12 protein-coding genes and 1 tRNA gene are annotated in these 13,360 nt (G+C 64.8%); 6 read left to right on the plus strand and 7 right to left on the minus strand.

Annotation, left to right across the window (positions count from 1 at the left end; translation table 11 throughout):
* Positions 1-82 precede the first annotated feature (82 nt).
* Positions 83-478: an acyl-CoA thioesterase gene (locus ABC969_RS14955; RefSeq protein WP_345865960.1), complete on the minus strand. Its 396-nt coding sequence runs from the start codon at positions 476-478 to the stop codon at positions 83-85.
* A gap of 121 nt (positions 479-599) precedes the next feature.
* A complete protein-coding gene (locus ABC969_RS14960) occupies positions 600-2,696 on the minus strand; it encodes a S9 family peptidase (protein ID WP_345865961.1) in 2,097 nt (698 codons plus the stop codon).
* Positions 2,697-3,023: 327 nt separating this feature from the next.
* On the opposite strand from ABC969_RS14960, the gene ABC969_RS14965 reads away from it, so the two are divergent.
* Complete coding sequence (locus tag ABC969_RS14965; RefSeq protein WP_345865962.1) at positions 3,024-4,820, plus strand: aminopeptidase P family protein; 1,797 nt, start codon at positions 3,024-3,026, stop codon at positions 4,818-4,820.
* On the opposite strand, the gene ABC969_RS14970 is transcribed toward ABC969_RS14965, so the two are convergent.
* Positions 4,810-4,968 (minus strand): hypothetical protein, encoded by a 159-nt coding sequence (locus tag ABC969_RS14970; protein WP_345865963.1) that lies wholly within the window; start codon positions 4,966-4,968, stop codon positions 4,810-4,812. The two genes, ABC969_RS14965 and ABC969_RS14970, sit on opposite strands and share 11 nt — an antisense overlap.
* A gap of 75 nt (positions 4,969-5,043) precedes the next feature.
* Here ABC969_RS14970 and ABC969_RS14975 point away from each other — a divergent pair.
* Both ABC969_RS14975 and ABC969_RS14980 read left to right on the plus strand, forming a co-directional pair.
* Positions 5,044-5,118, plus strand: a tRNA-Thr gene (locus ABC969_RS14975).
* Between the two features lie 78 nt (positions 5,119-5,196).
* Positions 5,197-5,949 carry a FadR/GntR family transcriptional regulator gene (locus ABC969_RS14980; protein ID WP_345866082.1) on the plus strand — a complete coding sequence of 251 codons (753 nt, stop codon included), beginning with the start codon at positions 5,197-5,199 and terminating at the stop codon, positions 5,947-5,949.
* 13 nt (positions 5,950-5,962) lie between these two features.
* Here the strand turns inward: ABC969_RS14980 and ABC969_RS14985 are convergent, their stop codons facing one another.
* Positions 5,963-7,534, minus strand: a complete 1,572-nt coding sequence (locus ABC969_RS14985) for an alpha-N-arabinofuranosidase (RefSeq protein WP_380807610.1) — start codon at positions 7,532-7,534, stop codon at positions 5,963-5,965.
* Between the two features lie 266 nt (positions 7,535-7,800).
* A complete protein-coding gene (locus tag ABC969_RS14990; protein ID WP_345865964.1) occupies positions 7,801-8,271 on the minus strand; it encodes a winged helix-turn-helix transcriptional regulator in 471 nt (156 codons plus the stop codon).
* A gap of 127 nt (positions 8,272-8,398) precedes the next feature.
* Here ABC969_RS14990 and ABC969_RS14995 point away from each other — a divergent pair, with 127 nt between their 5' ends.
* The 3 genes from ABC969_RS14995 (at position 8,399) to ABC969_RS15005 (ending at position 12,715) form a co-directional block, all read left to right on the plus strand.
* Positions 8,399-8,698: a CC_3452 family protein gene (locus ABC969_RS14995; protein WP_345865965.1), complete on the plus strand. Its 300-nt coding sequence runs from the start codon at positions 8,399-8,401 to the stop codon at positions 8,696-8,698.
* A 49-nt stretch (positions 8,699-8,747) separates the two neighbouring features.
* Entirely contained in the window at positions 8,748-10,841 is a 2,094-nt protein-coding gene (locus ABC969_RS15000) for a RelA/SpoT family protein (protein WP_345865966.1), read from the plus strand.
* 62 nt (positions 10,842-10,903) lie between these two features.
* Positions 10,904-12,715, plus strand: a complete 1,812-nt coding sequence (locus tag ABC969_RS15005; protein WP_345865967.1) for a DUF885 domain-containing protein — start codon at positions 10,904-10,906, stop codon at positions 12,713-12,715.
* A 3-nt stretch (positions 12,716-12,718) separates the two neighbouring features.
* On the opposite strand, the gene ABC969_RS15010 is transcribed toward ABC969_RS15005, so the two are convergent.
* Positions 12,719-13,105, minus strand: coding sequence for a type II toxin-antitoxin system VapC family toxin (locus ABC969_RS15010; RefSeq protein ID WP_345865968.1), 387 nt, complete (start codon positions 13,103-13,105; stop codon positions 12,719-12,721).
* Entirely contained in the window at positions 13,102-13,344 is a 243-nt protein-coding gene (locus ABC969_RS15015) for a type II toxin-antitoxin system Phd/YefM family antitoxin (RefSeq protein WP_345865969.1), read from the minus strand. Before ABC969_RS15015 ends, ABC969_RS15010 begins: the two co-directional genes overlap by 4 nt.
* Positions 13,345-13,360 lie beyond the last annotated feature (16 nt).

Genomic DNA, 13,360 nt, shown 5'->3' on the forward strand with positions numbered 1-13,360 from the left:
GCAGTGGATGTCTTGCGATCTTCGATCGCCTTAACTCTCTTCTTCTCCGTGTCCTCCGCGCCTCTGCGCGAACAAACTTTCTTCAAGCGCCCAGAAACGGCGCCGCTATCTCCGGCCGCACGCGCACCAGCCGCCCCGTCGCGCGATCCAGCATCGCCCAGGTCGTCACCGCCTGCACCTTGACCTTCCCGTCGGCGCCGAGAAACCGGATATGCCGGTTGAACCGCGCGCCCGTGGGCGGTTCGGGCACCCAGGTCTCCCCCGTCACCGTCTCGCCCTCGCGCACATTGCCGCGATAATCGATCTCGTGCCGCGTCACGACCCACACATAGGCCGCCTGATCCACCGCCGACGCTACCGCCGCCCAATGCGCCACCGCGATCTCCTGGATCCAGCGCACCCACACGGCATTGTTGACATGGCCGAGCTCGTCAATGTCCTCGGGCTGCGCGGTGATCGTCTGCGAGAAGCGGGTCACGCCCTAAGACCATCGCCGTCACCCCGGACTTGGTCCGGGGTCCAACGCGCCGCAAATGCAATTATCGTTGCTCGGGTGGAGGGTTGGATGCCGGACCAGGTCCGGCATGACGGAATGACGATCACCCCTCCACCCCCAGCTGCCACAGCACGAAGGCGTGCTCCTCCGCCGCCTCGCGCAGGCTCTCGAACCGTCCCGACTTCCCGCCATGCCCCGCGCCCATATTGGTCTTGAGCAGCAGCACGTTATCGTCCGTCTTGGTGGCGCGCAGCTTCGCCGCCCATTTCGCCGGTTCCCAATAGGTCACGCGCGGATCGTTGAGCCCGCCGCTGATGAACAGCGGCGGATAGTCCTGCGCGCGCACCTGGTCATAGGGCGAATAGCTCCGGATCAGCTCGAACGCCGCTTTGTCCTCGATCGGATTGCCCCATTCGGGCCATTCGCCCGGCGTCAGCGGCAGATCCGCGTCCAGCATCGTGTTCAGCACATCGACGAACGGCACATCGGCGATCACCGCGCCCCATAGTTCAGGATCGGAATTGACCACCGCGCCCATCAGCTCGCCCCCCGCCGATCGCCCGGCGATCGCGATCTTGCCCGCGCTGGTCCAGCCATCCGCGATCAACCCCTTCGCCACATCGACGAAATCGTTGAATGTATTGGCGCGTTTCTCGAGCTTGCCGTCGAGATACCATTGCTGCCCGAGATCGTCGCCGCCGCGGATATGCGCGATGGCATAAGCGAAACCGCGATCGAGCAGCGAGAGCCGCCCGGTCGAGAAGCCCGGCGGAATGGCGTAGCCGTAAGCGCCATACGCATAGAGGGACAACGGCGCCGACCCGTCACGCGGGAAATCCTTCGGGTACACGATCGATACCGGCACTTCGGTGCCGTCGCGCGCCACGATCTTGAGCCGCTCGGTGCGATACTTCTCGGCGTCGTACCCGCTGGGAATCTCCTGCACCTTCAGCGTGGTCAGCGTGCCCGTCGCCACATCGTAATCATATTCCGTCCCTGGCGTGACCATCGACTCATAGCCGACGCGCAGGACTGCCATGTCATATTCGGGATTGTTGCCAAGGCCGGCGTCATAGCTCGCCTCGGGAAAGACGATGCGCTGCGCCTCTTGCGGGCTGTCATACCGCCGGATCTCGATCTGATCCAAACCATCCTCGCGCCCATCGACGATGAAGAAGTCTTTGAAGCACTCGATTCCGGTCATGTAGAAATGCGCCGATGGCGCGATCAATTCGCTCCATTCGCCCGGCGTCGTGATCGGCGCGGTGCACAGCCGGAAGTTCGGATCCACGTCGTTGGTGTGGATGAACAATGTGCCGTCATGCTCATCCACATCATATTCGCGCCCGGTCTTGCGCGGCGAGACGAGCAATGGCGTCGCCAGCGGATTGCTCGCCGGCAGCAGATAGATTTCGCTGGTGTCATGCCCGCCCGTCGCCAGCACGATCCACTGCCGGTTGCTGGTCATGTCGACGCCGACCGAGAAGCTCGCATCCTCCTCGTAATAGATCACCGCATCGTCGGTCACCGGCGTGCCGAGACGGTGGAACTTGATCGTCCGCGTGCGCCAATGCTCGTCGGTCAGCCCGTAGAGCACGCCGCTGCCATCGCTGGTGAAGACGATATTGCCGATCGCCCCCTCGATCGAATCCGCGCCCCATTTGCCCGAAACGCCGTTGATTTCCTCAGGCAGCGGCGCGCCTTCGGCCAGCGACTTGAAGCGGATCGTGTAGCGCTCCGATCCGTCGGCATCGGTGGAATAGGCCATCAGCGTGCCATCCTCGCTGATCACGATCGCGCCCAGCCGGAAATATTCCTTGCCCTCGGCCAGCGCCGGCTCGTCGAGGATCAGTTCCTCCGCCCCGCCGGCGACCGGCTTGCGCCACCATTTGCGATACTGCCCGCCGGTCTCGAACGCGGTCCAGTACAGCCAGTCGCCATCCTTCTGCGGCACGGAGGAGTCATCCTCCTTGATCCGCGCCTTCATCTCTTCGTACAGCCGCTCGGTCAGCGCCTTGTGCGGCGCCATCACCCCCTCGAAATAAGCATTCTCGGCTTCGAGATACGCCAGCACGTCGGCGTCATCGACCTCAGGATAGTTCGGATCCTTGAGCCAGGCATAGGGGTCTTCGATCGTAACCCCGTGCGCGGTGAAGCTGTGCGGGCGGGTCTCGGCGATGGGCGGGGTAAGGTCGGTCATGCCTAGCGTCTTAGCGTGGCAGGAGAGCTTGTCGAAGCCCTTGCCCTAAATCCCGCCCATCGGGAGAGCGATTCCGCCCGCCCAGGCCGCGCGGACGTCGGCGCTGAAAAGAACCGCTGTCCTACAAACCTCATTCCGTGCCACCGTCCCGCCATGTCGATTCCGCAATTCTCCGTTATCCGTGGCGCACACGAAAACCGCGCGAGCGTCTCAACATTGTCAACATTCGCGCGTCCCCGCGTGCGTCAGGATGAGGCTTTCGTGACGTTTGCACGGCAAACCCCCGCCATCGGCCCAACCTCAGCCTAACCTTCGGACCAGGACCCCATGCCCCCCTATACCGATCGCCTCCACGCCCTCCGCGCCCAACTCGCCCAGGACGGGCTCGACGGCTTCGTCGTGCCGCTCACCGACGAGCATATGTCCGAATATGTCGGCGGCTATGCCCAGCGGCTTGCCTGGCTTACCGGTTTCCAGGGCTCGGCCGGCGCCGCGGCGGTGCTGGCGGAGACGGCGGCGATGTTCACCGACGGGCGGTATACGCTGCAGGTGCGCCAGCAGGTCGATGCAGCGGACTGGTCGTATCAGCCCGTCCCCGCGGTCAGCATCGCCGATTGGCTGGCCGAGCATGCGCCCGCCGGGGGCCGCATCGGGTATGATCCGTGGTTGCATACCAGCGCCTGGGTGCGCGAGGCGGGTGCCGCGCTGGCGGGGAAGGGCGCCACGCTCGTCGCCGTCACGCACAACCCGATCGATGCGATCTGGGCCGATCGCCCGCAGCCGTCCGACGCCAGACTGACCGTACAGGACGACACCGTCGCCGGTGCTTCGTCGGCCGAAAAGCGCAGCGCGATCGCCGATTGGCTGGCAGAGCATTCGGCCGACGCGGTCGTGCTCACCGCGCTCGATTCGATCGCCTGGGCGCTCAACATCCGCGGGGCCGATGTCGCGCACACGCCCGTCGCGCTCGCCTACGCCATCGTCGATGCCGATGGCACCGCGCAATTGTTCGTCGCGCCGGACAAGGTGACCGATGCGGTGCGCCAGCATCTCGGCAATGCGGTGCGCGTGCGTGATCGTGCCGACTTCGCCACGGCGCTCGGCGGCTATGCCGGCAAGCTCATCGCCGCCGATCCCGACCGCGCCGTCGCCGCCATCTTCGATCGGCTCTCCGCCGGCGGCGCAACGATCATGACCGCACGCGATCCTGTGGTGCTGGCCAAGGCGCTCAAGAACCCCGCCGAGATTGCCGGCCACCGCGCCGCCTCGGCGCGCGATGGCGCCGCGCTCACGCGCTTCCTGCGCTGGTGCGAGGCGGAACTGCCCAGGGGTGGCCAGACCGAGCTCTCCGCCGCCGCCAAGCTGCAGGAACTGCGCGAGGCGACCGGCGTGCTGCTCGATACATCGTTCGACACGATCTCCGCCACCGGCGCGCACGGCGCGTCGCCGCATTACCACGTCACCGAGGAATCGAACGCCCCGATCGAAGCCGGGCAGCTCTATCTGGTCGATTCGGGCGGCCAATATGCCGATGGCACCACCGATGTGACACGCGTCGCTCCCGTCGGTCCGCCCACCGCGGAAATGCGCGATCGCTTCACCCGCGTGCTGCAGGGCCATATCGCCATCGCCAGCGCGATCTTCCCCCCCGGCACCACGGGCGGGCAGATCGATGCCTTTGCCCGCCGACCATTATGGGAGGCCGGGCTCGATTACGCGCACGGCACCGGGCACGGCGTCGGCGCTTACCTCTCGGTGCATGAAGGGCCGCAGCGCATCGCCCAGCCCAATTATCCCGGCGGCGGCCCGTCCGAGCCCTTGCGCGCCGGCATGATCATTTCCAACGAGCCTGGTTACTACAAAGCCGGCGAGTACGGTATCCGCATCGAGAATCTGGTGCTGGTCGAGCCGCGCACGCCGCCGGGCGGTGATGCCGGGATGCTCGGCTTCGAAACGCTCACCTTCGCCCCGATCGAGCGCAGCCTGATCGTGCCCGAGATGCTCAGCGAGTCGGAAGCCGCCTGGCTCGATGCCTATCACGCCAGGGTGGTGGCGGTGCTCGGGCCGCAGCTCGACCCTGCCGAGCAAGCCTGGCTGGCCGCCAAATGCGCGCCTATTCGCTAGGCGCTCGATCCCGGGGCGGCGCCTCCTCGGGGACGTCGTCCTTGGGCGGCGTTTCCGCAGCGCTGCGGCTCTGCGCCTTGCGCCGCTTCAGATTCTCGCGCAGCGCCGCCGCCAGCCGCTCCGCCTTGTCGTTCTTTTCGTTGCTCACGCGCTTTACCTTGACAATGTCGCCCCCCTCGGCTCTTAGGCCGCTTCGCACCGGGCCGTAAGGCTCTGGCGAAATGCTGCCGTAGCTCAGTGGTAGAGCGCATCCTTGGTAAGGCTGAGGTCGTGAGTTCAATCCTCACCGGCAGCACCATTTTCCTGATCGTCGTGCAAACGCTTCCCCGCCGGGGGGCGTGGCTGCTAGAGCGTCATGGTGGACATATCCAAGCCAATGGCGCCCGTTTCCGGCGCCTCCCCCGATGCCGAACCGGCCCTGCGCCAGCCCCGCGGCAAGGGTCGTCGCCTGCGCGGCGCGATCGCGCACAAATTGGGCGTGGCAATCCTGTCGGGCGAATTCGCCCCCGGCGAAACGCTGTCGAGCGAAGTGGTGTTCGCCGAATCGCTCGATGTGTCGCGCAGCGCCTATCGTGAGGGTATCCAGGTGCTGATCGCCAAGGGCCTGGTCGAAAGCCGCCCCAAGACGGGCACCCGCGTGCTGCCGCGGGATCGCTGGAACCTGCTCGATCCCGATGTGCTCGCCTGGGCCTTTGCCGGCGAACCCGATCCGCAGCTGGTGCGCAGCCTGTTCGAATTGCGCCTGATCATCGAGCCCGCCGCCGCCGGCATCGCCGCGGCCGCGCGCGATCGGCATGATCTCAAGGCGATGAAGGATGCGCTCGCCGCGATGCGCCGCCATTCGCTCGCCACCGATCTCGGCCGCGCCGCCGATCGGCAGTTTCACGATGCCATCCTGCGCGCCACGCGCAATGATGCGCTGGTCGTGCTCAGCGCATCGATCGGCGCGGCGGTTACCTGGACAACGCAGTTCAAGCAGCGGCAGCGCGCGTTGCCGCGCAATGCCATCCCCGATCACGTCCTTGTCTATGAAGCGATCGCCGCCGGTGATGTGGCGGCCGCCAGCGCGACGATGCGGCAGCTCGTCGCGCTGGCCTTGGCGGATACGCAAAGCGTGATGGGCCGCTAACCCCGCGCGCCGATCAGCGCAGCTCGAGCACCACCACCGCCATCGGCGGGATCGTCGCGCTCAGCGTATTGCCCGAAAGCGCAGCCGCGGTGAACGGCTGCGGTTTGACCGCATCGGGCTGCTCGAAGCTGTTATGCGCATCCATCGTCGCGCCGGTCAGCACCCGGCCCGATACCGTGCTGGCGGTGACCCCGTTCAACGCCACCGACAGCGGGATGGCGCGGCTGGGGTCGAGATTGACCAGCGCGACATGCACCTGCCCGGCGCGATCGCGCACCGCCGACACGCTGATCGCGGGCACCGCCACCTCGTCCTGGTGATACCAGGGCGATTGCACGTCGATCGGCAAGACGGTCGCGTCCTGCCACGGCTTGTAGAGATCGAACACCCAATAGGTCGGCGTCTTGACCATACGAGGGCCATCGGTGAGCAGCATCGCCTGCAACACGTTCACCATCTGCGCGATCGCCGCCATCTTCACGCGGTCGGCATGCCGCGCGAAGATGTTGAGGTTGAGCCCGGCGACCACCGCATCGCGCACGCTGTTCTGCTGCACCAGGAAGCCCGGATTGCTGCCCGGCGCGGGATCATACCAGGTGCCCCATTCGTCGACCGCCAGCATCACGCGCTTGGCCGGATCATATTTGTCCATGATCGCCGAATGCTTGGTGATGAATTCCTCCATCTGCAGCGTATGCGCCATCGTGCTGGCCCATTCACGCACCGGGAAGCCCAGCGCCGCGCCCTTGTCGTTCCACTCCTTGTCGCGTGGGCGGGTGTAATAATGCAGCGCCAGGCCGTCGATATTCTTGCCCGTCAGCCGCATCATCGTCTCGGTCCATCCGTAATTGGCATCGCTCGGGCCGCTGGCGATCTTGAGCATCTTGCCGCCGCCCGATTTCGCGAACTGCGCATAGCGATTGGTCAGATCGGCGGCATATTCGGCGCGCATGTTGCCGCCACAGCCCCACAATTCGTTGCCGATGCCGACATATTGCACCTTGTACGGTGCCGGATGGCCATTGGCCGCGCGCTCCTTGGCCAGCGTCGAGCCATTAGGCGAGGTCATATATTCCAGCCACTGCGCCGTCTCCGCGGGCGGCGCGCTGCCGACATTGGCGGAGACATAGGCCTCGGCGCCCAGCCGCTCGACAAAGCCCATGAATTCGTCCGTGCCGAACGCATTGTCCTCGTTCACCCCGCCCCAATTGGTGTTGATCTTCACCGGGCGTTTGGCGCGCGGGCCGATGCCATCGCGCCAGTGATATTCATCGGCGAAGCAGCCGCCGGGCCAGCGCACCATCGGCACCTTGATCGCGCGCAGCGCCTCGAGCACGTCGCGGCGATAGCCGCGATCGTTGGGAATGGACGATCGCTCGCCGACCCAGATACCGTCATAAATGCCATGCCCGAGATGTTCGGCGAATTGCCCGAACACCTGCCGCTGCATCACCGGGCCGGGGCGATCGCCATGGATCGTCGCGCTGGCGCGGGGGGCGGGGGCATCGCCCTGCGCCGCCATGGCGGCGACAGGCGTCATGGCAAACGCCACGATAGATAAGGTGATGCCGGCACGCTGGATCATGAATCATTCCTTTGAGAGACGGTCGGGGCAGCGAAAGCGCGAGAAATTGACGGACTTTTGCAACGGGCGAACGCCATCGGCAGGCGCGTGCGCGCGCCGCGGGGAAAGACGTTTAAACGGATAGCCAAAAACAGCGTCTCCCCATCCCATATCGCCGCAAGACCCTGCGTGGGGCCATGCGTTCGCCATTCTGTTGTCGGACTATAAGGCCATCATCGGCGCGTCAACGGTTGCGCGGGGGCGCCCGGCGCGTCGATTGCCTCGACTTAGACGTCCTGCACGACATCCTGGGGCAGCGCCCAATGCAGTTCGCTTTTGCTCAAGGGGCGGCCATCCCACGCCGTCACCGTGATCGGCCGGATGGCACGTTTGTCGCGATTGTCGACCAGCACCGGGGTGGCCGGCATGCCTGTCTCCCAGCGCTCGCCCCATTGCCGCAGCGCCAGCATGGTGGGCAGCAATGCCTCACCCTTTTCGGTCAGCCGATACACGATCTTGCGCCGATCCTCGGGCAGGGCATCACGCTTGAGGATACCGTGCTTGACCAGGCGCGACAGTCTGTTGGCCAGGATGTTGCGCGCAATGCCCAGTTCGGACTGATATTCCTCGAAATGGTGCAGCCCGTTAAACGCCGCACGCAGGATCAAAAACGACCAGCGCTCCCCCATCGCCTCCAACGCTGCAGGGAGGCTGCATTCCGCAAGATCGCGCAGGGGCTCCCGTAATTTTCCGGCCATGGCACCACCTAACTCCTTTTCCCACGGCGTAGCAACGTCTTATAAGTTTCTAGTTGCAACTTAAATTGCCGGGATGTAGGTGGCGCATCGCAACCTATTGTGCTGCGCAACATCGGGAGGACTTTACATGATTCGTTCGATCTCAGTCGCCGCCGCCATTATGGCCGCCGCGCTCACCGCATCGGCCGCCGGCGCTGGCTATTACAATGCCACCCCGGTCGCCGCACCGGCCAAGCCCAATTTGATCGCCGGTGATCTGATATGGAAATGCGATGGCGCGGTGTGCAGCGCCGCAAAATCCACCTCGCGTGACGCGATCGTCTGCGAACAGGTGGTCAAGCGCCTGGGTGCGGTGAGCACCTTTACCGCCAACGGCGCAGCGTTTGACGCGGCGGCGCTGGCGAAGTGCAACACGCGCGCGAAATAACCGCAACAAATTGTTGCAAAGCAACAGCACGCGGCCCCATCTGGGTCGCGTGCTGCGACAATATGAACTCGTCGATCGGGTCCTGAGCTACGATCCCCACGCCAATGAGGCGTTGCTCAACCGTGCCTATGTGTTTTCGGTCAATGCCCATGGCACGCAGAAGCGCGCCTCGGGCGATCCCTATTTCAGCCACCCGATCCAGGTCGCCGGTATCCTGACCGAGTTGCACCTTGATGACGAGACGATCGCCACCGCCATCCTGCACGACACCGTCGAGGATACCGTCGCCACGATCGAGCAGATCGAGCACTTGTTCGGCGCCAACGTCGCGCGGCTGGTTGATGGCGTCACCAAGCTCAGCCGCATCGAGGCGCAGACCGAGAATGAGCGCGCGGCGGAAAATCTGCGCAAATTCCTGCTCGCCATGTCCGGCGATATCCGCGTGCTGCTGGTGAAACTGGCCGATCGGCTGCACAATATGCGCACGCTGCATCACATCGCCAAGCCGGAGAAGCGTCGCCGCATCGCCAAGGAAACGATGGATATCTACGCGCCGCTCGCCGAGCGGATCGGGATGTACGAGTTCATGAAGGAGATGCAGACGCTCGCCTTCGCGCAGCTCGAGCCCGAAGCGTATGAATCGATCACGCGGCGGCTTGAATCGCTCAAGACCGGCGGGGGCGGGGACCGTATCGCCAAGATCGGCTCGGGGCTGAAGCTGCTGCTCAGCCGCCACGGTGTCGATGCCGACATTTCGGGGCGCGAAAAGCATCCCTACAGCATCTGGAAGAAGATGGCCGAACGGCACATCAGCTTCGAGCAGTTGTCCGACATCATGGCGTTCCGCGCCATCGTGCCGACCGAGGAGGATTGCTACGCCGCCTTGGGCCATATCCATCGCCGCTGGCCGATGGTGCCGGGGCGGTTCAAGGATTATATCTCGACGCCCAAGCGCAACGGCTATCGCTCGCTGCACACCACCGTGATCCACGCCGATAACAGCCGCGTGGAGATCCAGATCCGCACCGAGAGTATGCACGAAGAGGCCGAAATGGGTCTCGCGGCGCATTGGGCATACAAGCAGGACAAGGTGAAACCGGAGACACAAGTCAGCTGGATCAGGGACTTGGTGGAGATTCTCGATACGGCAGAGTCGCCCGAAGAACTGCTCGAACATACCAAGATGGCGATGTACGCCGACCGCATCTTCGCGTTCACCCCCAAGGGCGAGCTGATCCAGCTGCCCAAGGGCGCGACGCCGATCGATTTCGCTTATGCGGTGCACACCGATCTGGGTGATCAGGCGGTGGGCGCCAAGATCAACGGGCGTGTGGTGCAGTTGCGCGCGCCGATCGAAAATGGCGATCAGGTGCAGATCCTGCGCTCCAAGGCGCAGGAGCCGCAACCAGCGTGGCTCAATTTCGCCATTACCGGCAAGGCGCTGGCGGCGATCCGCCGTCATCTGCGCCAGAAGGATCGCGATGAGACGCAGGCGCTGGGGCGCAAGATCTATGACGAGATCGTCAGCCGGCTGCCCGCGACGATGGCCAGCGACGCGCAGAAAGCGGCCCTGGTGCGGCTCAAACTGCCCGACACCGCCGCGCTGATGGAGGCCATCGCCCGCCGCCGCGTGACCGATGCGCAGGTGATGGAGGCGTTGATGCCGGGATCGGCCGGGGGCGACAGCCTGCGTGCCTTGCCACCGCAATCGAGCGCGATCTCGATCCGCGGGCTGACCCCGGGCGTGGCCTTCGACCTCGCCGAATGCTGCCACCCGGTGCCCGGCGACCGTATCGTCGGGCTACGCCGCCCCGATGCGGGAATCGAAGTGCACACCATCGACTGCCCGGTGCTGGCCAGCGCCGATGATGCCGATTGGGTCGATCTGTCCTGGGGCGACAAGACCGAGGGCGCTACGGGGCGGATCTCGCTTGAGGTCAAGAACGAACCCGGCGCGTTGGGCACGATTGCGACGATCATCGGCGCGCAACAAGCCAATATCGTCAATCTCCGGCTCGATAACCGCGATACCGGCTTCCATACCAATACGATCGATCTGGAAGTGCATGATGTGCAGCATCTCGCGCGCGTTATCGCCGCGCTGCGCGCCGCCGATGCGGTGAACGCCGTCGAGCGGGTTTGAGCGCTTGCCGACGCGATTCGGTGTGTTAGGCTGACCTCACACCAGATTTGAAAGGTATCGCTTTGGATCGTCGCAGCTTTCTTGCCTCCACCACCGCCGCCACCGCACTTTCCTTGCTCCCGGCGCGCGCGCTGGCCGCCACGGCAACCGCCGGTGATGCCGCGCTGGATGCCCTGTTCGTCAAGATTTTTGACGAAGGACTGCTCGAAGCGCCCGAATCCGCCACCGGTCTGGGGCTCGACAAGGGCGCACTGGCGCCGCTCAAATCGCGCCTCGACGATCGTTCCGCCGCAGCACGCAGCGCCGATCTGGCGCGCACCAAGAAATCGATCGCGCGGATCGGGGCAATCAGGCCCGAAACGCTGTCGCACGCCGGCAAGCTCAACCGCGAAGTGGTGCTCTATTCGCTCAACAGCCAGACAGTCGGCCCGGAGAAGTTCGGCCTCGGCTCGGCCGTGCGCCCCTATACGATCACGCAGCAGCAGGGCGCTTATTTCGACGTACCCGATTTCCTCAATTCGCAGCACACGATCAAGACCGCGGCGGATGCCGAAGCCTATCTCACGCGCCTGAGCGCGTTCGCCACCGCGCTTGATCAGGATAGCGCGATGCAGCGCAGCGAGGCGGCGCGCGGCATCCTGGCGCCCGATTTCTCGCTCGATCTCGCGCTCGGCCAGATGGCCGCCTTGCGCACCCCAACGGCGGCCGACAGCGGTCTGGTCCGCTCGGTCGCGACGCGCACCGCCGCCGCGGGCATCCCCGGCGACTGGGCGAGGCGCGCGACCGAGATCGTCACCGCCAAGGTCTATCCCGCGCTGGATCGCCAGATCGCCTTGATCCGGCAATTGCGCACCACCGCGAGCGACAAGGCCGGCCTGTGGCGTCTGCCCAAAGGCGACGAAATCTATGCCGCCGCATTGGCCGCCGCCACGACGACCGATTTCACGCCCGACGAGGTGCACAAGATCGGCCTCGAGCAGGTCGCGCAGCTCACCGCCGAGCTCGACACGATCCTCAAAAGCCAGGGCCTGACACAAGGCACGGTGGGCGAGCGGCTGACCGCGCTCAACAAGCAGCCCGCGCAGCTTTATGCCGACAGCGCGGCCGGCCGCGCCGAGCTGATCGCCGGGCTCAATGCCGGGGCCAGGGCCATGCAGGCCAAATTGCCGCAGGCATTCATCGATCCGCCCAACGCACCGCTCGAAATCCGCGCCGTACCCGCCGAGATTCAGGATGGCGCGTCGAACGGCTATTACAATCTCGCCGCCCTGGATGGCTCACGCCCGGCGATCTACTGGATCAACCTGAAAAGCGTGGGCGACTGGCCCAAATATACCTTGCCGTCGCTGACCTATCACGAAGGCGTCCCCGGGCATCACCTGCAGCTCAGCCTCGTCGCGTCGCTCAAGACGCCTTTGTTGCGCAAGTTCAGCTTCTTCGGCGCCTATGTCGAGGGCTGGGCGCTGTATGCCGAGCAGCTGGCCGACGAACTTGGCGGATATGCCGGGCCGATCGAACGCGCCGGCTATCTGCAGAGCTTCCTGTTCCGCGCCGCGCGGCTGGTCGTCGATACCGGCATTCACACCAAGCGCTGGACGCGCGAGCAGGCGACCGATTATTTCGTCGCCACGGTGGGCTTTGCCCGCGGCCGCTCGCAGCGCGAGATCGAGCGCTATTGCACGATGCCGGGCCAGGCCTGCAGCTATAAGCTCGGCCATATCAGCTGGCTGCGCGCGCGCGACAACGCCAAGAAGATCATGGGCGCCAAATATGACGTGAAGCAGTTCCACGAGGTGCTGCGCGATGGCGCGGTGCCGCTGACGATTCTGGAGCGGTTGGTCGAGGAGCGCGCGCGGGCGGCGGTGAAGGCGTAACGCCTACCAGAGACGGCGGACGCCGAACTGATCAAACAAAGCCTCGTTAGAAACGAGCGTCGTCTGCTCGATCTGCGCTTGCGCGATCAGCAGGCGATCGAACGGATCGCGATGCGGTATTGGCAGGCTGCCGGCCAGCTGCGCATGGGCCATCGACAGAGGCAACACGTCAAAACGCTCGCTGAGGATATAGCCGTTCAAATCGTCCAGTAACGATGCCATTTCAGGCCACTTGCCGCTACGATGCTTGAGCGACATCTCGAACACCGAAACGGCGCTGACCAATACGTCATTGGCCCCCGCCTCGATAGCGGCACGCGCCTGATCGCCGAGCCGATCGCTATCCTCGAACCACCATGCCAAGGCATGGGTATCGAGCAGCAATCTCATTTACCCTCCCACAAGGCCAGCTCTTCCTCGGTCATCGGATCGAAGAAGCCGTCCGGGATCGAGATCTTGCCTTTTAATGCGCCGGGCACACGGTTGGGCTTGGTGGCTGGGGCAATCGGCGTGAGCTTGACTTGAGGAGCGTCGCCGCGTGCGATGATGATTTCCTCACCAGCCACGGCCCGCGCGACCAGGCTAGAGAGGTGGGTTTTGGCGTCATGCATCTTGACGGTCGTGGCCATCTCTCTGCTCCTTAGC

The sequence above is a fragment of the Sphingomonas qilianensis genome (genome assembly GCF_039614825.1).
Taxonomy (GTDB): Bacteria; Pseudomonadota; Alphaproteobacteria; order Sphingomonadales; family Sphingomonadaceae; genus Sphingomonas; species Sphingomonas qilianensis.